Source organism: Streptomyces sp. NPDC055140, from assembly GCF_053607285.1.
The window spans coordinates 83427-103588 of sequence record NZ_JBSGTG010000001.1; the positions used below are offsets into that span (position 1 = coordinate 83427).

A 20162-nucleotide genomic window follows, 5' to 3' on the forward strand; every position below is an offset into this window, starting at 1 on the left:
AACCGCTTTCAGGCGAGGTCCGACAGGGCCTCCGCGATCAGTTCCAGGTCGCTGTCCGACGCCAAGCCCGCGTGATAGAGCCGCAGTTCGGTGGCGCCGAGTCCGGCGGCGCGCCGCGCGTCGGCGGCGAGCGTGCCGGGGCTGCCGCCCATCCCGGCGACCACGGTGAGGTTGGCGGCCACCACTCCCCTGCCCTGAGCGGCGAAGGGAGCTATCAGCTCCGTGCCGCCCGTGCACGGCACGACCACGCCGTCCGCGACCGCGAGGATGTGCGCCGGGTCCACGCCCGCGTTCGCCCCGCAGTGGTACGACGCCGGGTCGGCGTGCAGCAGGATGCGGAAACCGTCCGGGGCCTGCGCACGGACCGCGGCGACGGCGTCCTCCTGGAGGCCACGGGCGACGCCGTCGCGCCACGCGCGCGTGCCCGCCGCCGCGCGCGCCCCGAGCAGCTTCTCCACTGCCGCCCAGCCACCGTCCGGGGTGCCGTGCCCGCGCCACAAGGGGTCGAGGGCGCGCCGGACGTCGGCCGCCAGCTCCCCGGCGTCCAGGCCCTGTCGGCCGTATCCGTCGCGGCACGACGGGCAGAAGCAGAGCGACATCAGGTACTGGCCCGCTTCCCCCAGACCGACGCCCGCGGTCTTGTCATGGGCGTGCAGATGCGCGAGCCCGTACCAGCCGAGGGATTCGAGTTCGGTGCCCTTCGCGCCGGGCCGCACGGCCGCCTCCGCCGCCAGGTCGACGAGGTACGCGCGCGTGGCGGGCTGCGCGATGCAGGGGGCCCACGGGTAGCGGTCGCCGTAGGCGTTGACGACGGAGGTGTTCGGGCTTTCCGCACCCAGGCGGGAGTTGTGGGCGAGGACGACCCAGGTGTGGACGTCGAGCCCGGCGCCCGCGAGCGCCTCGGCGGCCTGCCCGAAGGCGTCGCCGGGTGCCCAGTCCCCCGCCTCGTACGGCCGCAGCTCCCGGCCCTGCCAGCGGTCGCCGGGCGGGTAGAGGACCGCCGCGTGTTCGGCCGTGACGACGCGGTGGCTCGGGTGACGGGGGGTCAGGGCGCGGGTGGAGTGGTAGGCGGAGGCCAGGGTGACCTGCTGGACGCCGAGGCCGGCGATGCGGCCGGCGGCTTCGGGGTCGCCGTTGACGTCCCAGGGGTAGACGAAGGCGGATGCCCTCACGCCCGGTCCCCCGTCTCCGCCAGGAGCGCGCGGCCGCGTTCGACGATGCCGGCGAGCCGCTTGACGTGCTCGTCGGTGGGCTCGTGCAGGGGCGGGCGGACCTCGCCCACGTCGAGGCCGGTCAGCCGGACACCGGCCTTGACGAGGGAGACGGCGTAGCCGCGGCCCTCGTTGCGGAGTTCGACGAGTGGCCGGTAGAAGCCGTCGAGGAGGCGGTTGGCGGTGGCGTCGTCGCAGGTGCGCAGGGCCGTGTGGAAGGCGAGGGCGATGTCGGGCGCGAAGCAGAAAACGGCGGACGAGTAGAGGCCGACGCCGATGCCTCGGTAGGCGAGGCCGGTGAGCTCGGCGGTGGGCAGGCCGTTGAAGTAGAGGAAGTCGGTGAGTCCCTCGGCACGTACGGCGCTGATGGTGCGCTGGAGGAGGTCGAGGTCGCCGAGGCCGTCCTTGAGACCGAGGATCTTCGGGTGGCGGGCGAGGGCGACGACGGTCGCGGGCGTGAACACCGCGTTGTCGCGCTGGTAGACGATGATCTCCAGGGAGGTCGCGTCGGCCAGCTCGGAGTAGTGGCGCAGCAGGCCCTCCTGGCCGGCGACCACGAGGTAGGGCGGCATGGCGAGGAGCCCGTCGGCGCCGGCTTCCTCGGCGAGGCGCGCGTAGCGCACGGCGAGGGCCGTGCCGTACCCGGCGCCCGCGACGACCGGCACCCGTCCCGCGGTCTCCTCGACGGCCGCGGCCACGCACGCCTGGAACTCCTCGGGGGTCAGGGCGTGGAACTCGCCCGTTCCGCAGCACGCGAAGACCGCGGCGGCCCCGGCCTCGACGCCCTGGCGCACATGGGTACGGAAGGTGTCGAGGTCGAGGGTGCCGTCGGGTCCGAAGGCGGTGACCGGGAAGAACAGCGGCCCGCTGGGGATGCTGAGTCGAGCGGCGAGAGGGGCTGACGTCACGGGCTCTCCCTTGGCGTGCATGGTTCTGATTTACGTCCATATTTCTGAACGCACTCACGCTAATCCGCCCCCAGGGCATGGGTCAAGCACGCTAACTCGCATCCTGGCAGCGGATTTCGAGCCTCCGCGGGAGACTTGACTCCGCCCGGCGGCAATCTTTAGCGTGTCCACGGATGTGAATGCCGTGCATGAATGCGGCCATCTGGCTGACTATTCGAGGAGACTCCCGCATGCCCGCTCCCCGCACCGTCCTGCTCACCGGAGCCGCCGGCGGCCTCGGCACCCTGATGCGCGGACTGCTTCCGGCCTACGGCTACGAGCTGCGCCTCCTCGACGCCCGGCCGATCGAGGGCGAGCCCGACGCGATCACGGCCGACCTGGCCGACCGGGACGCCCTGCGCGAGGCCGTGCGCGGCGTCGACGCGATCGTCCATCTCGCGGGCATCTCCCTGGAGTCCACCTTCGACAAGATCCTCAAGGCGAACATCGAAGGGCTCTACAACCTCTACGAGGCCGCGCGCGAGGAAGGCGTGCGCCGCATCGTGTTCGCCTCGTCGAACCACGCGATCGGCTACACGCCCCGCCCCACGGACAGCGACCCCCGCGTGCCCGTCGAAACGCTCCGCCGCCCCGACACCTACTACGGCCTGTCGAAGTCGTTCGGCGAGGACCTCGCACAGTTCTACTGGGACAAGTTCGGCCAGGAGACCGTGTCCGTACGCATCGGCTCGTGCTTCATGGAGCCGACGAACGTACGGATGATGTCCGTGTGGCTGAGCCCGGGCGACGGCGCGAGGCTCTTCGACGCCGCGATCAGGGCCGAGGGTGTCGGGCACACCGTCGTCTACGGCTCGTCCGACAACACCCGCGTGTGGTGGGACCTGTCCTCCGCGCGGGCACTCGGTTACGAACCGCAGGACGACTCGGAGCAGTTCGCGGAGAAGCTGCTCGCCGAGTTCGGCGAGCTGGACCCGGAGAACCCCGACCACACGCGGATGGGCGGTCACTTCGTGACGAACCCGCCCATCTGGCCGTACTGAGGCGGCGGTTCAGAGCCCTACGTCGCGGCTCCTGAGGTCCTCGGCCGACTCGCGGCGCACCAGGAGCCTGGCCCGCCCGTCCGCCACGGCGACGACGGGCGGCCGTCCCACCAGGTTGGGGCCGGACGCCATCGACAGGTGGTAGGCGCCCGCCACGGGCACGGCGAGGAGGTCCCCGGGCCGTACGTCGTCCGGCAGCGGCACGTCCGAGGCGAGGACGTCGCCCGCCTCGCAGTGCCGGCCGACGACCGTGACGGGGCGCGTGGCCGCCGTGGAGCGCCTGCCGACGAGGCGGGGCGCGCAGCGCACGCCGTGGAGCGCGGGCCGCGGGTCGTCGCTCATGCCTCCGTCGACGGCGACGAAGACGCGGGCACCGGCGCGCTTCACGGCGAGCACCCGGTACAGGGCCACGCCCGCGCGGGCGACGACGGCGCGGCCCGGCTCGACGGCGAGGCGCGGCACGGGAAGGTCCGACTGGGCGCAGGCGTCGGCGAGTTCGCGGCGCACGCGGCGGGCCAGCTCCGGCACGTCGAGCGGGTGCTCGCCGGGCCGGTGGGCGACCGCGTGGCCGCCGCCGATGTCGAGCTCGGGCAGGGTGATCCCGTGCCGGTCGCGGATGCGGGCCATCAGGCCGACGAGGTGCCGCACGGCGACGACGTACGGCTTCACGGTGTCGATCTGCGAGCCGATGTGGCAGTGCAGTCCGGTCAGTTCGAGCCCCGGCTGCTCGGCGAGGCGTGTCACGGCGTGCATCGCGGAGCCATCGGCGATGGACAGACCGGGCTTCTGGTCGTCCGTCCCGGTGCGGATCGCGACGCCCGGCACGACGCGCGCCATGACGCGCTGCCGGGTGCCCTGAGGGACGTACGCGGCGAGGCGGGCGATCTCGGAGGTCGAGTCGACGACGATGCGCCCCACGCCGTGCCGCAGGGCCGCGCGCAGGTCTTCCGGACTCTTGGCGTCGCCGTGGAAGACGATCCGCTCGGGCGGCAGGCCGGCGATGACGGCGAGTTCCAGCTCGCCCGCCGAGCACACGTCGAGCCCGAGTCCCTCCTCGTGGACCCAGTGGACCATCGCGCGGCACAGGAACGCCTTGGCCGCGTAGAGGACGTCGGCGCCGGGGAAGGCACTGCGGTAGGCGCGGCAGCGTTCACGCACGTCCGTCTCGTCGAGTACGTGGACGGGGGTGCCGAACTGCTCGGCCACGTCGGGGAGTTCGACCCCGGAGACGGTCGGGTCGCCGTGCGGTCCCCGGACGGTGGTGGCGGGCCAGACGGAGAGATCGTCGGGCGACTGCGCCGGGATGGCGGTGGCTATGGTCGTGACGGCCATGTGGACGGGCCCCTTCAGCCGCGGTGACCGGCGGGCGCGGCCGCCGGGCGCGGATCGACGGTGAGCTCGGTGACGCCCACCGGTCCCGTGAGGGCCCGCAGGGCGGGTTCGGCGAGCCTGATCCACGGCTGGCCGGGGCCGAGCACGTCGGCGAGGAGGCGCTCGCTGGTGAAGCCGACGGCGGTGCGGCCGCCGCACGCGGTGCGGAAGAGGCGGGTCGCACAGGTCCCCGGTCCCGGCCGGACGGGGACGAACAGGGGTCCGGCCGGGGTGGGTTCGCAGGGCTCGGCGTCGTCGGCTTCGATGCGGTCGCTCACGGCTGCTCCTGGGTGGTGACAGAAGAGTGCTGACGAAAGAGTGCTCCGGCAGTGACGTTATGCCCGCCCGCCCCCACTCCGGCCCCGCCGATGACGCGCTGTTGACGCCTTCTCGGCACTCCTTGACGCAAAGCGACCGCGGCAGGCGGGCAGCGAACGGGCGGCCGCGGCGCCCCGAACGGGCATCGCCGTGCCCGCTTGCGCGCACCGCCCCAGGTCCGCGGCGGGCAGGCGCCGGCGCGAACGGGCACACACGGGCAGCATCGGACCGGTAACGAACCTGGTCACGACCGCGGGCCCGCTGTACAAATTTCCCAGAGCCACCGCACGAGCCCGAACGGGCGGCGGGACCGGACACCGGGCAGGCCCCCACGGCCCGCAACGCACAGCCAGGACCGCACAGAGAGGTGCACAGCATGAGCGCGGAGGGACGCCAGCGGGAGATCGTGCGCGCCGCACGCCGCAGCGGCTCCGTCGACGTCACCGTGCTCGCGGCCGAACTCGGCGTCGCGAAGGAGACCGTGCGGCGCGACCTGCGGGCCCTGGAGGACCACGGCCTGGTGCGGCGCACGCACGGGGGCGCCTATCCCGTGGAGAGCGCCGGGTTCGAGACGACGCTCGCCTTCCGCACCACCATGCACGTCCCGGAGAAGCGCCGGATCGCCGCCGCGGCGGCCGAGCTGCTCGGGGACGCGGAGACCGTCTTCGTCGACGAAGGCTTCACGCCCCAGCTCATCGCCGAGGCCCTGCCGCGGGACCGGCCGCTCACCGTGGTCACCGCGTCGCTGGCCACGGCGGGCGCACTCGCCGAGGCGGAGAACACGACGGTGCTGCTGCTCGGCGGCAGGGTGCGGTCCGGCACGCTGGCCACGGTCGACCACTGGACGACGAAGATGCTCGCCGGGTTCGTGATCGACCTGGCGTTCATCGGCGCCAACGGCATCTCGCGCGAGCACGGCCTGACCACGCCCGACCCCGCGGTCAGCGAGGTCAAGGCGCAGGCCGTGCGGGCCTCCCGGCGCACGGTGTTCGCGGGTGTGCACACCAAGTTCGGGGCGGTCAGCTTCTGCCGGTTCGCGCCGGTCTCCTCGCTGGAGGCGATCGTGACCAGCACGCAGCTGCCCGCGTCCGAGGCTCACCGCTATGCGTTGCAGGGGCCCCAGGTCATCCGCGTCTGACACTCCTACCTGCGTACGCCGACGGGTACCGCCACCCCGACGTACCCCTTTTCTCCCTATTTGCCTCATACGTTCAGGAGCATTCATGCGAACCCAGAGCCGACGGAGGCCGCGCGCGCTGTGCGCCGCGGCCGCCGCAGGGACGCTGCTCGCCCCGCTGCTCTCCGGCTGCTGGGCCGGTGCCGGCGGGACCGGCTCGGGCGGTGACTCCATCAACGTCCTGATGGTGAACAACCCGCAGATGACCGAGCTGCAGAAGCTGACCGCCGCGCACTTCACCAAGGAGACCGGCATCAAGGTGAACTTCACCGTCCTGCCGGAGAACGACGTCCGCGACAAGATCAGCCAGGACTTCGCCAACCAGGCGGGCCAGTACGACGTCGCGACGCTGAGCAACTACGAGATACCGATCTACGCCCGCAACGGCTGGCTGCACGAGCTCGGTTCGTACGCGCGCAAGGACACCGCGTACGACGAGCGGGACATCCTCGAGCCGATGCGCGAGTCGCTCACCGGGGACGACGGGAAGCTCTACGGCCAGCCGTTCTACGGCGAGTCGTCCTTCCTCATGTACCGCAAGGACGTCTTCGCCAAGAAGGGCCTGCGCATGCCCGCGCACCCCACCTGGCAGCAGGTCGCCGACCTCGCCGCGAAGGCGGACGGCGCCGAGCCCGGGATGAAGGGCATCTGTCTGCGCGGCCTGCCCGGCTGGGGCGAGCTCATGGCGCCGCTGACGACGGTGGTGAACACCTTCGGAGGCACCTGGTTCGACAAGAACTGGAAGGCGCAGCTCACCTCGCCCGGGTTCGAGAAGGCGACCCGCTTCTACGTGGACCTCGTCCGCAAGCACGGCGAGTCCGGAGCGGCCCAGTCCGGCTACGCGGAGTGCCTCAACAACCTCACCCAGGGCAAGACCGCCATGTGGTACGACGCCACGGCCGCCGCCGGTTCGCTCGAATCGGCGAAGTCCCCGGTCAAGGGCAAGATCGGATACGTACCCGCGCCGGTCGAGAGGACGGAGAGCTCGGGGTGGCTCTACACCTGGGCCTGGGGCGTGCAGAACGCCTCGCGCAACCCCGACAAGGCGTGGAAGTTCGTCTCCTGGGCGTCGGGCAAGGGCTACGAGAACCTGGTCGGCGAGCAGATCGGCTGGTCGAACGTGCCGGCCGGCAAGCGCGCCTCGACGTACACCAACCCGGAGTACCGCAAGGAGGCCGCCGCCTTCCAGGACGTGACACGCGCGGCCATCGAAGGGGCCCGCCCCAGCGACCCGGGCGTCCAGCCGCGGCCCGCGCCCGGCATCCAGTTCGTCGGCATCCCCGAGTTCACCGATCTCGGCACCAAGGTCTCGCAGGAGATCAGCGCGGCCATCGCCGGACGCCAGTCGGTCGACACGGCCCTGAGGAAGTCCCAGAAGCTCGCCGACGAGATCGCGAAGGAGTACGAGGGACGATGACCGCGACCACGACCGTTCCCGTCGCCCACGCGCGCGTGGGCACCGCCAAGTCCCCCGGCCGGCTGCGCGCCTGGGCCACCAGGGCCCCGCTCCTGCCCGCCCTCGTGTTCATGATCGTGGTGACCCAGCTGCCCTTCGTGGCGACGCTGGTGATCTCGTTCTTCGACTGGAACGCCCTGTATCCGGACGCCCGCCGCTTCACCTGGTTCGCCAACTACGGCGAGGTGCTCACCGACCCGGACCTGCGCAAGTCCGTCCTGACGACGATCCTGCTGACCGCGACGGTCGTCATCGTGAGCCTGGTCGTCGGGCTCGGCCTCGCGCTGCTCCTCGACCGGAAGTTCCGCGGCCGCGGCCTCGTGCGCACGCTCCTCATCGCGCCGTTCCTGCTGGTCCCCGTCGCCGCCGCGCTGCTGTGGAAGCACGTCCTGTACAACCCCGAGTACGGGCTCCTCAACGGCCTGCTGCACTACGTCGGCGGCCCCCAGCCCGACTGGATCTCCAACACCCCGCTGCTCGCCGTCGAGACGGCCCTGGTGTGGCAGTGGACGCCGTTCATGATGCTGATCCTGCTCGCGGGCCTGCAGTCGCGCTCCCCCGAACTCATCGAGGCGGCCCGGATGGACGGCGCCGGCAACTGGCAGGTCTTCCGGTATCTGACGCTGCCCCACCTGCGCCGCTACCTCGAACTGGGCGCCCTGCTCGGCTCGGTGTACATCGTGCAGAACTTCGACGCCGTCTTCACGATCACCTCGGGCGGCCTCGGCACCGCCAACCTGCCGTACACCGTCTACCAGAGCTTCTACCAGGCCCACGAGAACGGTCTCGCGTCGGCCGCCGGTGTCCTGGTCGTCCTCGGCTCGATCATCATCGCGACGTTCGCGCTGCGCGTGGTGTCGTCGCTGTTCCGCGAGGAGGCGTCCCGCGCATGAATCTCCGTCCACCGCGTGTGAAAGGGCTCGGGCTCGTCGCCTGGCTCGCCGGCATCCTGTTCTTCCTGCCCATCGCCTGGATGGTGCTGACGTCCTTCCACTCGGAGGAGAGCGCCGCCACCAACCCGCCCTCGTTCGCGGCGTCCCTCACCCTCGACGGCTACCGCGACTTCTTCGGCACGGCGGGCGGTGCGAGCCCGTGGCCCGCGCTCGTCAACTCGACGGTGGCGTCGCTCGCCTCGACGCTGTTCGTGCTGGTCCTGGCCCTGCCGGCCGCATACGCGCTGTCGATCCGGCCCGTGAAGAAGTGGACCGACGTCCTGTTCTTCTTCCTGTCGACGAAGATGCTCCCCGTCGTGGCGGGCCTCCTGCCGATCTACCTGTTCGCCAAGAACGCCGGGATGCTCGACAACATCTGGCTCCTGGTCGTCCTCTACACCTCGATGAATCTGCCGATCGCGGTGTGGATGATGCAGTCGTTCCTCGCCGAGGTGCCGATCGCGGTCATCGAGGCCGCGCGGATCGACGGGGCGCGCCTGCCGACCCTCCTCGCGCGCGTGGTGGCCCCCATCGCCATGCCGGGCATCGCCGCGACGGCGCTGATCTGCTTCATCTTCAGCTGGAACGAACTCCTCTTCGCGCGCGTGCTCAGCGGTGTCGTCGCGCAGACCGCGCCCGTCTTCCTGACCGGCTTCATCACGAGCCAGGGCCTGTTCCTGGCGAAGGTGTGCGCCGCGTCCCTCGTGATCTCCCTGCCGGTACTCGCCGCGGGATTCGCCGCCCAGGACAAACTGGTCCAGGGCCTGTCGTTGGGAGCTGTGAAATGAAGGCCGCCGTCATCGAGTCCGTCGGCAAGGCAGTGGTCACGGAGGTCCCCGACCCCACGCCAGGACCGCGCGACGTCGTCGTGGAGGTCGCGGCGTGCGGGCTGTGCGGCACCGATCTGCACATCCTCCAGGGCGAGTTCGCGCCGACCCTGCCGGTGGTGCCCGGTCATGAGTTCGCGGGCGTGGTCGTCGGCCTCGGGCGGGACGTGCGCGAGGTGTCGGTCGGCGACCGCGTCGCCGTCGACCCCTCCCTCTACTGCTACGAGTGCCGCTACTGCCGCTCGGGCCACAACAACCTCTGCGAGCGGTGGGCCGCGATCGGCGTCACCACCGCGGGCGGCGCCGCCCAGTACGCCGTCGCGCCCGTGGCCAACTGCGTACGCCTCCCCGACCACGTCCGCACCGAGGACGCGGCCCTCATCGAGCCCCTGTCGTGCGCCGTACGCGGCTACGACGTGCTGAACTCGCGCCTCGGCTCGCATGTGCTGATCTACGGCTCCGGGACGATGGGCCTGATGATGCTGGAGCTCGCCAAGCGGACCGGCGCCGCGAGCGTCGACGTCGTGGACCTGAACGCGGACCGGCTCGCCACCGCCCGGAAGCTGGGCGTCTCGGGGTCCGGGGCGAACGCGGACGAGCTCGACCGGCCGCAGGGCTGGGACGTCGTCATCGACGCGACGGGCAACGCGGGCGCGATCCAGGACGGTCTTGAGCGGGTCGCGAAGGCGGGGACGTTCCTCCAGTTCGGCGTCGCGGACTACGCCACGCGCGTGTCCGTCGACCCGTACCGGATCTACAACCAGGAGATCACCATCACCGGCTCGATGGCCGTCCTGCACAGCTACGAGCGGGCCGCCGAGCTGTTCGCGGGCGGTGTCCTCGACCCGGACGTGTTCATCAGCGACCGGCTGCCCCTCGACGCGTATCCGCAGGCGCTCGACCAGTTCGCGTCCGGGGTGGGGCGCAAGATCGTCGTGGTGCCGTGAGCCATCTGTGCGAAGTCATCGGCAGGTAAGGGAACGGCAAAGCGACATCGCTCGTTACCCCGGCATGACCGCTATGACCCCCGGCTCGAACATCCCGTTGTCCACCGCCCGCGTGGCGGTGGACGTCGCCGCCCCGGTGCGGCTCGACGTCTCGGGCCTGCTGCTCACCGCCGACGGCAAGGTGCGTTCCGACGACGACTTCATCTTCTACAACCAGCCTTCGGGCCCGGGCGTGACCTACCGCTCGGGCGGCGGCACGGCACCGGACGCGATCGTGGTGGACACGGCCGCCGTGCCGCCGGGCGTCGAGAAGATCGTCGTCACCGCGAGCCCGGACGCGGCCGGCCAGACCTTCCAGGGCATCGAGCCCACGGCCACGATCAGGGGCGCCGACGACGGCTCCGTGCTCGCCACGTTCACTCCGCCGCAGCTCGGCACCGAGACGGCCCTCGTGATCGTCGAGATCTACCTGCGCAACGGCGCGTGGAAGGTGCGCGCGGTGGGCCAGGGCTATGCGAACGGCCTGGCGGGCATCGCCACGGACTTCGGCGTGAGCGTCGAGGAGCCCGCGGCCCCGGCCCCCGCTCCGGTGCAGCCCGCACAGCCCGTGCAGGCCATGCCCGCGCCGACGGCTCCCCCGGTCGACCCACGCATGGCGCCGCCCGCGCCGGCCCCCGCGGTTCCGGCCGCCGCGCCCGCGGCCCCCGCTCCGGGCGCCGGGAAGATCAATCTGGACAAGGGGCGCGTCAGCCTCCAGAAGAACCAGACGGTGTCCCTGGTCAAGGGCGGGCAGCCGCTGCTCTCACAGGTCAAGATGGGTCTCGGCTGGGAGCCGGCGTTCCGCGGCAAGGACATCGACCTGGACGCGTCGGTCATCGCCTTCGGCCCCCAGCGCAACCACGTGGACAGCTGCTACTTCGGCAAGCTCTCGATCGTGAACGGCGCGATCAAGCACTCCGGCGACAACCTCACGGGCGAGGGCGGCGGGGACGACGAGGTCATCGTCGTCGACCTGGGCCGGCTCCCGCAGGACGTGACGGGCCTGGTGTTCACGGTCAACTCGTTCTCGGGCCAGAAGTTCACCGAGGTCGCCAAGGCGTACTGCCGTCTCATCGACGCGGCGACAGGCGAGGAGCTGGTCCGCTTCGACCTGACGAACGCGGAGGCGCAGACGGGCGTGATGATGGCGAAGCTGATCCGCCAGTTCTCCGGCGAGTGGGACATGACGGCCATGGGCGACTTCGTGAAGTCGCGGACGGTACGCGGCATGGTCAAGCCGGCGGCACAGGCGCTCTGAGAACGGCCTGCGGCACAGGATCCCCGAGGACGACAGTCCCTCGCTCATGCGAGCGAGGGGTTGCCGCCGGGATCCGGGGCGTCACGAGGGGTGACGAGCGGACACGACAGAGGCGGTCGGCGGCACGGGTTCCCATGCTGCCGACCGCCTCATGGCGTCAGGCTCCGAAGCCGTGGACACGACCCCCGAATCCAGGGCGCCGGTTCCGAAGCGTCGGATACGTCAGAGCTTGGACAGCTTGGAGAACGGGCTCAGGAATCGGCCCTGCTGCCCGGCGAAGTCGATGAGCACGGCGTCCTCGCCCTCGACCCCGATGATCCTGCCGAGGCCGTACTGATCATGGGAAACGCGGTCGCCCACGGCGAACTGCTCGACCGGCGGAGCGGGCTTTGCCGGAACGTTGAAGGGGCTGCCCGGAAGTTGGCGGCGCGTACTGGGGGGCCTTGTCATTCAACGAGTATGCGCCCCGCGCACCCGCGGACACCACGCCTACGTCCTCACACTTCGGTGACGATGTCCGTGAAGCACCCCTCGCGACCTGCGCTCACCTGCGCCTGAGCCCTCCGGAACGGGTTTTTGCAGCGACGCAGATCACTGGAACAACGCGCTGTAGGCGTTCAGGGCGGGCTGGCCGCCGAGGTGGGCGTACAGGACGGTCGCGTCGGGGCCGATCTCGCCCCGGGCCACCAGATCGATCATCCCGGCCATCGACTTTCCCTCGTACACGGGATCGGTCACCATGCCCTCGGTGCGGGCGGCCAGCCGCATCGCGTCGAGGGTGGCCTCGTCGGGGACCCCGTACGTCCCCGCGTGATAGCGCTCGTCGAGCTCGACGTCGTCCTCCGTCAGCTCCCTCCGTACGCCGATGAGCCGGGCCGTGCCCCGGGCGATCCGCAGGATCTGCTCGCGGGTGCGGTCCGGCTCGGCGGAGGCGTCGATGCCGAGGATGCGGCGGGGGCGGCCGCCGGACTCGACGAGCGCCGCGCATCCCGCGATCATCCCCGCCTGGGTCGACCCGGTGACCGAGCAGACCACGACGGTGTCGAAGAAGACACCCAACTCCTGTTCCTGTTCGGCCAGTTCGGACGTCCACCGGGCGAACCCCAGGCCGCCGAGGCGATGTTCGGAGCATCCGGCGGGGATCGCGTACGGGCGGCCGCCCGCCTCCTCCACCTCGCGGACCGCCTGCTCCCAGCTCTCCTTGACGCCGATGCCGAACCCGGCCCGCACCAGGCGCACCTCCGCGCCCGCGAGCCGGGAGATGAGAATGTTGCCGACCTTGTCGTAGACGGAGTCGGGCCACTCGACCCAACTCTCCTGCACGAGAACGCACTTGAGTCCCGCGCGAGCCGCGACGGCCGCGACCTGGCGGGTGTGGTTGGACTGCACCCCGCCGATCGACACAAGCGTGTCGCAGCCCCGCGCGAGGGCGTCCGCGACCAGGTACTCCAGCTTGCGGGTCTTGTTCCCGCCGTAGGCGATCCCGGAGTTGCAGTCCTCCCGCTTGGCCCAGAGGGCGGCCCCTCCGAGGTGCGCGGTGAGCCGGTCCAGCGGGTGCACGGGCGAGGGGCCGAAGAGCAGGGGGTAGCGCTCGTACGCGTCGATCGTCACGGGACCTCCCGGGGTCGGTTCGGGGTCGCGGGTGCGAGGACCCGCCTTGTGTGCCGGCCGGCTACGCCTCCTCGTCGGCCAGTTCCTCCAGTACGCGCCAGATCTCCGTCGTGATCCGCACCGCGCCCGTCACGTCCCCCGCGGCGCAGGCGTCGATGAGGCGGGCGTGCGGCTCGGCGGAGCCGCACGCGGCGCCCTGGCCGAAGCGGCGCCGCTCCAGGCGGCGGATGAGCGGCGTGTAGCGGGCGACGGTCTCGGCCGCGGCGCGGTTGCCCGAGACGCGGACCGGGACGCCGTGCAGCTCGTCGTCCGCGCGCAGGGCCGCGTCCACGTCACCGGCCGCGACGGCGGCGGCGAACCGCCGGTTGGCCTCGCGCATCGCGTCGGTGTCGGCGCGGGTGAGGCGGGGCACGGCGGTGCGGACGGCGAGCTCGTGCATGGCGCGTACGACGGCGGCCGCGTCCCGGACGTCGGCCGCCACCAGGTGGGTGACCCTGGTGTGGCTCTGCGGCTTGGTCTCCAGGAGCCCCTCGTCCACGAGCCGTGAGAACGCCGCACGCACCGGCGCGCGGGACAGGCCGAGGAGTTCGGCGAGATCCGCGTCACGCACGACCGCGCCGGGCGCGATGTCCCCGCCGACGATGGCGTCACGGATCGCGGTGCACGCCTGGTCTCTGAGGAGGGTGCGCTGCACCCGTCGGATGGCCGCCATGAACTGAAATGTTAGATACCAATGGCGTTCGCGGGAACCCCCCGGTGGCTGCCGGGCGTCGCAGTGATCGTCGGCGGCTCTCGGCGGCCCGGGTCTTCCGGGCGTCCCTGCCCGCCGGCGGCGAGCCGCGGTACCGCTGTTCGAAGCCGTACAGGAGGATGGCGTTCCATGGTGCGTCTCGCGGAATATCGCCTCGTCAGTCAGCTCGGCGACAGCGGCACGGGGACCGCCCACCTGGCGCGCTCCCCCGCGGGCCAGGTCGTGGTGGTCAAGACGGTGCGGGAACCTCTCGCCGCCGAGCCGCTGTTCAGGGCGCGGTACCGGTGGGAGACGGAGGCGGCGCGGGCCGTGCGGGGGCCCTTCACGGCGGCCGTGCTCGACGCCGATCCCGAGGCGGCGGTGCCCTGGCTCGCGGCCGAGTTCTGCGTGGGCCCCTCGCTGTCCGAGGCGGTGGCGGCGCTCGGCCTCCCGGACCCGGGTGCTCTCGCCGCGATCGGCGCCTCGCTCGCCGGGGCGCTCACGGCGATCCACGCGACGGGGCTCGTGCACGGCGATCTCAAGCCGGCGAACGTCGTCGTGACGCCGGCCGGGCCCAAGGTCATCGACTTCGGTGTCGCGAAGGCGGCGGTCCCGGGCGGCGGGACGCCCGGCATCGGCGAACCGGCCCCCGAACCGGTCGGCTCCCCCGGCTTCATGGCGCCCGAGCAGATCACCCACGCCGTCCCGGCCGGCGCGCCCGCGGACGTGTTCGCGCTCGGCGCGCTGCTCGGCCTCTGCGCGACGGGCCGCAATCCGCACGGCGCGGGCAACGCCCCGCACGTCATCCATCGCACACTGCACGAGCCGCCGGACCTGGTCGGCGTCCCGGACCAGGAGTGGGAGGCGTTCCTCGCCGGCTGCCTGGCAAAGTCCCCGTACGCCCGTCCGACGGTCCCCGAGGTCCTGGCGTGGTGCGTCGCGCGGGCGACCCCGTATCCCTGGTGGGAGCAGGAGGAGGTCGCGGCTCTCATCCACGTGCACGAGGAGTCGCTCGCGGAGCGGCTGTCGGCGGAGGAGCAGGACTGACCCGGGAACGACCGCGGCCGGCGCGCACGACAGGTGCGTGCGCGCCGGCCGGAGGGTGAACGCGCTCAGTTCGAGCGCTGGCGCTTCCACGGCCCCGTGATGGCGAGCATGATGCCCGGGGTCTGGATGTTCGCGTAGAGGGTCCGGCCGTCGGGCGAGAACGTGACGCCGGTGAACTCGCTGTACTCCGGCTCCTGTTCGGTGCCGATGTTCAGCTCGTTGCGCGCGATGGGGTACGTGCGTCCGCTGTCGGTCGCGCCGAACAGGTGCTGGATGCCGTTGCCGTCCTCGGCGATGACGAGGCCGCCGTACGGAGAGACGGTGATGTTGTCCGGGCCGTCGAAGGCGCCGTCCTTGGACGGGTCCGCGTTCACGCCGAGCAGGACCTTGAGCGTCAGGGTGCGGCGCTTGGGGTCGTAGAACCAGACCTGTCCGTCGTGCTGGACGGGGCTCTCCGCGCGGGCGAACGAGGAGACGATGTACGTGCCGCCGTCGGCCCACCACATGCCTTCGAGCTTGCGGGCGCGGGTGACCTCACCGTCGGCGAACTGCTTGCGCACGGAGACGGTCTTGGCGTCGCGGTCGGGCACGTCGACCCAGTCGACGCCGTAGACCGTGCCGATCTGGGTGGCGCGCGACAGGTCGTCGACGAAGCGGCCGCCGGAGTCGAAGCACTTGGTGGCCTGGAGGACGCCCGCGTCGTCGGCGAGCGTGCGCAGCTTGCCGCGGCCGTGCTGGAAGCCCTTCGGCGGGGTCCAGCGGTAGAGCAGGCCGTTGGGGCCGGACGCGTCCTCGGTGAGGTAGGCGTGCCCGCGCTTGGGGTCGATGACGACGGCCTCGTGCGCGTACCGGCCGAAGGCCTTGACCGGCTTGGGCGCGCGGTTCGCGCGGCGGTCCGCGGGGTCGACCTCGAAGACGTAGCCGTGGTCCTTGGTCATGCCGTTGGCGCCGGCCTTGTCCTCGGTCTCCTCGCAGGTCAGCCAGGTGTCCCAAGGGGTGCGCCCGCCGGCGCAGTTGGTGGCGGTGCCGGCGATGCCGACCCACTCGGCGACCTGTCCGTCGCGGCGGACCTCGACGACGGTGCAGCCGCCGGCGGCGGCCGGGTCGTAGACGAGTCCCTCGGCGAGCGGGACCGGGTACTTCGCCTTGGTGCGGGCACCGCCGATCTCGTGGTTGTTGACGAGCAGCGTGGCGCCGCGGGGACCGTCGAAGGTGGCGGTGCCGTCGTGGTTGGACGGGGTGGACTCGCCCGACTCCAGGGTCGTCTTCCCGGTGTACGTGATGACGCGGTACGAGAATCCGGCGGGCAGGGCGAGCAGGCCCTTCGGGTCGTCGACGAGCGGGCCGTAGCCGACACCGTGGTGGTGCCCGTCCTGGCCCTCGCGGCCCTCGGTGTGCGCGTCCTCATAGTCCCCTTCGGCGGCCAGCGCACCGGGAGCGGTGGCGAGCGCGCCGACGGTGCCGGCCAGGGCGATGCCCGCGCCCGTGGCGGCGGAGCGTCTCGTGAAGTCCCTGCGGGTGAGCGACATGGTGTCTCCTGTGACCGGGTGGCTGTGGCGGTGGAGCGGGCGCTGATGCGGTTTCGGCCACACGGTCCCTGCCATGCCTGAACGGCGGCTGAACTCCGCACGACGCCGGCAGAGCGAACACGTTCACGGTCGTCGGCGGGCGGGGCGGAGGGTGGGTGAGACGGGCGGTACGCGAAAGGGGGCGGGGCGCCCTCGCGCCCCGCCCCCTCCCTGTCCCGGCGTCGTTGTCCGCTATCCGCCCTGCGCGGAACGCGCCTTGAACGCCGCCTTGCGGGCCTCCTTGGCCACCTTCTTGTCGGGGTGCAGACGTCCCATCGCCTCCAGGACGTCCGCCGTCGCCGGGTGGTCCACCTTCCACGCCGCCGCAAAGAACCCGCGGTGCTGCGCGGCGAGCCCCTCGACCAGGCCCTGGAGTTCGTCGGAGTTGCCCTCAAGGGCGAGCTGCGCGGCGATCGTGTCGACGGTGAGCCAGAAGATCAGGGACTCCGGCGGCGCGGGCACGTCGCCCGCCCCGTGCTCGGCGAGCCAGACCCGCGCGAGACCGCCCAACTCCGCGTCGTCGAGCACCTCCCTGAGCGCCGGCTCCGCCTCGCCGCCCACGAGGGACAGCGCCTGCTGGCAGCGCAGCCGCCGCAGCGGCGCCCCCGTGTCCGTCCCGCGCGCCGCGGCCAGCAACTCCCGTGCCGCCACGAGTGGTTGGCGTCGCGCGAGCCACTGCTCGATCTCGGCCTGCGCCGCGGCCTGCGGGAACGACGACGTGCCGTCGAGCAGCGTGTCGGCGCCCTTGTCCGCGAGGTCGCCGACGACCGGCGCGTCGAGACCGGCGTCGATCATGCGCGCGCGGACGCCGTAGAGCCCGAGCGGGGTGAGCCGCACCATGCCGTACCGCGTGACGTCCGAGTCGTCGAAGGCGTCGGGCTCTGTGCCCCCTTCGCCCTCTTCGATCTCCGCCATCAGTGCCTCGTCGACCGGCTGGAACTCGACGAGTCCCACCGGGACGAGCAGCCGGAACTGCTCGTCCAGCTTCAGCATCGCGTCCGACACCTGCTCCAGGACGTCGTCCGTGGGCTCGCCCATGTCGTCGGGCACGATCATCGACGCGGCGAGGGCTGGCAGCGGGACGGGCTCGTCGGCCGCGCCGGCCTCGGTGACGGTCAGAAGATAGAGGTTGCCGAGGACGCCCTCGAGGAACTCGGCCTCCGCCTCGGGGTCCCAGTCGAGCTGCGAGAAGTCGACCTCGCCGGTCTCCTCCAAGACGTCGACGAGGTCGTCGAGGTCCGGCACGCTCGCGTCGGCGAGCGCGGTGTCCAGGGCGCCGAGCCAGAGGGCGAGGATGTCCTGCGGGCTGCCGGAGGCGACGACGGCGAGGTCCTCGCCCGCGGCGACGGTGCCCTCCTCCTCGTCCACGATCTCCACGAGCCCGGTGTCGACCGCGACCCGCCAGGCCTCACTCGCGTCCGCGGCCCCGTCGGCATCGGCGGCGAGCCCTAGTTCGAGCGCCGCGGCGGGCAGTTGTTCCTCGACGAGTTCGCCGCCCGCGCCGACCCGGATCGTGGGTCCCGCCCAGCGGGCGAGCCGCACCGCGCGGGAGAGCAGCGGGGTGGCGAGGGCGTCGCGCGCGAGCTCCGCTTCGGAGTGCAGCCTCGCCGGCGGCAGGGGGGAGCTGTCTGACATCGCCTTGTTCTCCTCCGGACGTGTTGTGCGACCGCTCAGCCTAGACGGATTTGGCAGCATGCCGCCCGGTTCATGTACCCGTCAGGAACCGTACACCGCTGAAACCTTGACAACTCCCCTTGCCCCACAAGACATTTACGCGCGTAGAAGAGTACGGAGCGGCCCGCTCGCTCCACCCTCGTCCCGGCGCATCACGCACGTCCCCGGAGGGACCCCTTGCCGAGCAAGAACTCGTCGCGCCTCGCCGCGCTGACCGTCGCCGCCGTCTGCTCCACCGTCTCCGCCGTCGTCCTCACCTCGCCCGCGCACGCGGACGCGATACGCATCCATGACATCCAGGGCGCGACCCGGACGTCCCCGCTGGCCGGGAAACAGGTCACGGACGTGGCCGGTGTGGTCACGGGCGTCAGAACCTACGGCTCGTCCAAGGGCTTCTGGATCCAGGACACGGCGCCTGACGACGACCCCGCCACGAGCGAGGGCGTCTTCGTCTTCACCAGCTCGGCCCCGAAGGCCGCCGCCGGCGACGCGGTGACGGTCTCGGGCACGGTCTCGGAGTACGTCCCCGGCGGCGCCTCGTCGGGCAACCAGTCCGTCACGGAGATCACCAAGCCGACGGTCACGGTCGTCTCGTCGGGCAACGGGCTCCCGGCCGCCACGGTCATCGACGCGAAGTCGGTCCCCGCCGCGTACGCCCCGGCCGGCGACCCGGCGGCGAACGGCTCGGTCAACGCGCTGCCGCTGCGCCCGTCGAAGTACGCCCTGGACCTCTACGAGTCCCTGGAGGGCATGAACGTACGCGTCGGCTCCTCGCGTGTCGTCACCGCCTCCGACGCGTACGCCGAGCTGTGGGTGACGGTCAAGCCGCACGAGAACCCCACGCGCCGTGGCGGCACCGTCTACGGCTCGTACGGGTCCCAGAACACGGGCCGCCTCCAGATCCAGTCGCTCGGCACGGTCGCCGACTTCCCGGCGGCGAACGTCGGGGACACCCTGGCGGGACGGACCGAAGGCCCCCTGGACTACACCCAGTTCGGCGGTTACACGCTGGTCGCGCGGGAGCTCGGCACCCTGGACAAGGGGGGCCTGGAGCGGGAGACGACGCGGAAGCAGAAGCGCGGCGAGCTGGCCGTGGCCACGTACAACGTCGAGAACCTGGACCCGGCCGACGGCACGTTCGCCGCGCACGCGGCCGCGATCGTCGACCACCTCCAGTCGCCCGACGTCGTGTCCCTGGAGGAGATCCAGGACAACAACGGCGCGAAGGACGACGGCACGGTCGCCGCGGACGTCACGGTGAACAAGCTGATCGACGCGATCGTCGCCGCCGGCGGCCCGAAGTACGACTGGCGCTCCATCGACCCGGTCAACGACCAGGACGGCGGCGAGCCCGGCGGCAACATCCGCCAGGTGTTCCTCTTCAACCCCGAGCGCGTCTCGTTCACCGACCGCGCGGGCGGCGACTCCACGACCCCCGTGAGCGTGACCCGGACGCACGGCCGGGCGGCGCTGACCGCGTCCCCGGGTCGGATCGCCCCGGCCGACGATGCGTGGAAGAACAGCCGCAAGCCGCTCGCGGGCGAGTTCGTCTTCCGCGGGAAGACGGTCTTCGTCATCGCCAACCACTTCGCGTCCAAGGGCGGCGACCAGGGCCTGACGGCGCAGTACCAGCCGCCGGCGCGCAGCTCGGAGACCCAGCGCCACGCGCAGGCGGACGCGGTGAACGGCTTCGTGAAGGAGATCCTCAAGGCGCAGAAGAACGCCGCCGTCGTCACGCTCGGCGACATCAACGACTTCGAGTTCTCCGGCACGGCGCAACGCCTGGAGGACGGCGGCGCCCTGTGGTCGGCGATCAAGTCCCTGCCGAGGAGCGAGCGTTACACGTACGACTACCAGGGCAACAGCCAGGTCCTCGACCAGATCCTGATCAGCCCGTCGATCCGGCACGACGACTTCGCGTACGACAGCGTGCACGTCAACAGCGAGTTCAACGACCAGATCAGCGACCACGACCCGCAGGTGCTGCGGTTCCGTCCGTAGCACCTGAGGGCCTGTCCGCAGCACCGGCGGGCTGTCCGGCGGGCGGG

At 71.8% G+C, this 20162-nt stretch carries 18 protein-coding genes; 9 read left to right on the forward strand and 9 right to left on the reverse strand.

Translation table 11 applies throughout. The annotated features are described in order from the left end of the window. Positions 1 to 8 precede the first annotated feature (8 nt). A complete protein-coding gene (locus ACWFR4_RS00410; protein WP_453460234.1) occupies positions 9 to 1172 on the reverse strand; it encodes a hypothetical protein in 1164 nt (387 codons plus the stop codon). Beyond that, complete coding sequence (locus tag ACWFR4_RS00415) at positions 1169 to 2119, reverse strand: 5-dehydro-4-deoxyglucarate dehydratase (protein WP_453460237.1); 951 nt, start codon at positions 2117 to 2119, stop codon at positions 1169 to 1171. The genes ACWFR4_RS00410 and ACWFR4_RS00415 overlap by 4 nt, the downstream gene beginning before the upstream one ends. A gap of 230 nt (positions 2120 to 2349) precedes the next feature. On the opposite strand from ACWFR4_RS00415, the gene ACWFR4_RS00420 reads away from it, so the two are divergent. After that, on the forward strand, positions 2350 to 3159 hold the full coding sequence (locus ACWFR4_RS00420) for an NAD-dependent epimerase/dehydratase family protein (RefSeq protein ID WP_453460240.1): 810 nt from the start codon (positions 2350 to 2352) through the stop codon (positions 3157 to 3159). A 9-nt stretch (positions 3160 to 3168) separates the two neighbouring features. Here the strand turns inward: ACWFR4_RS00420 and lysA are convergent, their stop codons facing one another. Continuing rightward, complete coding sequence (lysA, locus tag ACWFR4_RS00425; protein ID WP_453460242.1) at positions 3169 to 4491, reverse strand: diaminopimelate decarboxylase; 1323 nt, start codon at positions 4489 to 4491, stop codon at positions 3169 to 3171. Positions 4492 to 4505: 14 nt separating this feature from the next. After that, complete coding sequence (locus tag ACWFR4_RS00430; RefSeq protein WP_453460245.1) at positions 4506 to 4808, reverse strand: SAV_915 family protein; 303 nt, start codon at positions 4806 to 4808, stop codon at positions 4506 to 4508. Between the two features lie 416 nt (positions 4809 to 5224). On the opposite strand from ACWFR4_RS00430, the gene ACWFR4_RS00435 reads away from it, so the two are divergent. The 6 genes from ACWFR4_RS00435 (at position 5225) to ACWFR4_RS00460 (ending at position 11484) form a co-directional block, all read left to right on the forward strand. Next, positions 5225 to 5986 (forward strand): DeoR/GlpR family DNA-binding transcription regulator, encoded by a 762-nt coding sequence (locus tag ACWFR4_RS00435; RefSeq protein ID WP_453460247.1) that lies wholly within the window; start codon positions 5225 to 5227, stop codon positions 5984 to 5986. An 85-nt stretch (positions 5987 to 6071) separates the two neighbouring features. Further along, positions 6072 to 7442: an ABC transporter substrate-binding protein gene (locus tag ACWFR4_RS00440; protein ID WP_453650035.1), complete on the forward strand. Its 1371-nt coding sequence runs from the start codon at positions 6072 to 6074 to the stop codon at positions 7440 to 7442. Continuing rightward, the gene (locus ACWFR4_RS00445; RefSeq protein WP_453650037.1) at positions 7439 to 8374 is read left to right on the forward strand and encodes a carbohydrate ABC transporter permease; all 936 of its coding nucleotides are present in this window, start codon (positions 7439 to 7441) and stop codon (positions 8372 to 8374) included. Before ACWFR4_RS00440 ends, ACWFR4_RS00445 begins: the two co-directional genes overlap by 4 nt. Further along, the gene (locus ACWFR4_RS00450; protein WP_453460251.1) at positions 8371 to 9201 is read left to right on the forward strand and encodes a carbohydrate ABC transporter permease; all 831 of its coding nucleotides are present in this window, start codon (positions 8371 to 8373) and stop codon (positions 9199 to 9201) included. The genes ACWFR4_RS00445 and ACWFR4_RS00450 overlap by 4 nt, the downstream gene beginning before the upstream one ends. Then, complete coding sequence (locus ACWFR4_RS00455; RefSeq protein WP_453650039.1) at positions 9198 to 10187, forward strand: zinc-dependent alcohol dehydrogenase family protein; 990 nt, start codon at positions 9198 to 9200, stop codon at positions 10185 to 10187. Before ACWFR4_RS00450 ends, ACWFR4_RS00455 begins: the two co-directional genes overlap by 4 nt. 73 nt (positions 10188 to 10260) lie before the next feature. Further along, positions 10261 to 11484 (forward strand): TerD family protein, encoded by a 1224-nt coding sequence (locus tag ACWFR4_RS00460; RefSeq protein ID WP_453650626.1) that lies wholly within the window; start codon positions 10261 to 10263, stop codon positions 11482 to 11484. 222 nt (positions 11485 to 11706) lie between these two features. Here ACWFR4_RS00460 and ACWFR4_RS00465 read toward each other — a convergent pair whose 3' ends face one another. From ACWFR4_RS00465 to ACWFR4_RS00475, 3 genes are all read right to left on the reverse strand, one after another. Continuing rightward, on the reverse strand, positions 11707 to 11934 hold the full coding sequence (locus ACWFR4_RS00465) for a CarD family transcriptional regulator (protein WP_453460257.1): 228 nt from the start codon (positions 11932 to 11934) through the stop codon (positions 11707 to 11709). Positions 11935 to 12075: 141 nt separating this feature from the next. Next, positions 12076 to 13095 carry a 1-aminocyclopropane-1-carboxylate deaminase gene (locus ACWFR4_RS00470; protein WP_453650041.1) on the reverse strand — a complete coding sequence of 340 codons (1020 nt, stop codon included), beginning with the start codon at positions 13093 to 13095 and terminating at the stop codon, positions 12076 to 12078. 61 nt (positions 13096 to 13156) lie between these two features. After that, entirely contained in the window at positions 13157 to 13807 is a 651-nt protein-coding gene (locus ACWFR4_RS00475; RefSeq protein ID WP_453460261.1) for a GntR family transcriptional regulator, read from the reverse strand. A 168-nt stretch (positions 13808 to 13975) separates the two neighbouring features. Between ACWFR4_RS00475 and ACWFR4_RS00480 the strand changes: the two genes are divergently transcribed. Further along, complete coding sequence (locus tag ACWFR4_RS00480) at positions 13976 to 14872, forward strand: serine/threonine-protein kinase (RefSeq protein WP_453650043.1); 897 nt, start codon at positions 13976 to 13978, stop codon at positions 14870 to 14872. A gap of 65 nt (positions 14873 to 14937) precedes the next feature. Here ACWFR4_RS00480 and ACWFR4_RS00485 read toward each other — a convergent pair whose 3' ends face one another. Further along, entirely contained in the window at positions 14938 to 16401 is a 1464-nt protein-coding gene (locus ACWFR4_RS00485; protein WP_453461931.1) for an alkaline phosphatase PhoX, read from the reverse strand. A 231-nt stretch (positions 16402 to 16632) separates the two neighbouring features. After that, positions 16633 to 18075, reverse strand: a complete 1443-nt coding sequence (locus tag ACWFR4_RS00490) for a hypothetical protein (RefSeq protein ID WP_453461934.1) — start codon at positions 18073 to 18075, stop codon at positions 16633 to 16635. A 216-nt stretch (positions 18076 to 18291) separates the two neighbouring features. Between ACWFR4_RS00490 and ACWFR4_RS00495 the strand changes: the two genes are divergently transcribed. After that, positions 18292 to 20115: an endonuclease/exonuclease/phosphatase family protein gene (locus ACWFR4_RS00495; protein ID WP_453461937.1), complete on the forward strand. Its 1824-nt coding sequence runs from the start codon at positions 18292 to 18294 to the stop codon at positions 20113 to 20115. Positions 20116 to 20162 lie beyond the last annotated feature (47 nt).

Bases quoted from the DNA above. Each gene is read 5' to 3' on its own strand.
- ACWFR4_RS00465 (WP_453460257.1), bottom strand. From the start codon at position 11,934: ATGACAAGGCCCCCCAGTACGCGCCGCCAACTTCCGGGCAGCCCCTTC.
- ACWFR4_RS00490 (WP_453461934.1), bottom strand. From the start codon at position 18,075: ATGTCAGACAGCTCCCCCCTGCCGCCGGCGAGGCTGCACTCCGAAGCG.
- ACWFR4_RS00435 (WP_453460247.1), top strand. From the start codon at position 5,225: ATGAGCGCGGAGGGACGCCAGCGGGAGATCGTGCGCGCCGCACGCCGC.
- ACWFR4_RS00420 (WP_453460240.1), top strand. From the start codon at position 2,350: ATGCCCGCTCCCCGCACCGTCCTGCTCACCGGAGCCGCCGGCGGCCTC.
- ACWFR4_RS00440 (WP_453650035.1), top strand. From the start codon at position 6,072: ATGCGAACCCAGAGCCGACGGAGGCCGCGCGCGCTGTGCGCCGCGGCC.
- ACWFR4_RS00450 (WP_453460251.1), top strand. From the start codon at position 8,371: ATGAATCTCCGTCCACCGCGTGTGAAAGGGCTCGGGCTCGTCGCCTGG.
- ACWFR4_RS00485 (WP_453461931.1), bottom strand. From the start codon at position 16,401: ATGTCGCTCACCCGCAGGGACTTCACGAGACGCTCCGCCGCCACGGGC.
- ACWFR4_RS00445 (WP_453650037.1), top strand. From the start codon at position 7,439: ATGACCGCGACCACGACCGTTCCCGTCGCCCACGCGCGCGTGGGCACC.
- lysA (WP_453460242.1), bottom strand. From the start codon at position 4,491: ATGGCCGTCACGACCATAGCCACCGCCATCCCGGCGCAGTCGCCCGAC.
- ACWFR4_RS00475 (WP_453460261.1), bottom strand. From the start codon at position 13,807: ATGGCGGCCATCCGACGGGTGCAGCGCACCCTCCTCAGAGACCAGGCG.
- ACWFR4_RS00460 (WP_453650626.1), top strand. From the start codon at position 10,261: ATGACCCCCGGCTCGAACATCCCGTTGTCCACCGCCCGCGTGGCGGTG.
- ACWFR4_RS00455 (WP_453650039.1), top strand. From the start codon at position 9,198: ATGAAGGCCGCCGTCATCGAGTCCGTCGGCAAGGCAGTGGTCACGGAG.
- ACWFR4_RS00480 (WP_453650043.1), top strand. From the start codon at position 13,976: ATGGTGCGTCTCGCGGAATATCGCCTCGTCAGTCAGCTCGGCGACAGC.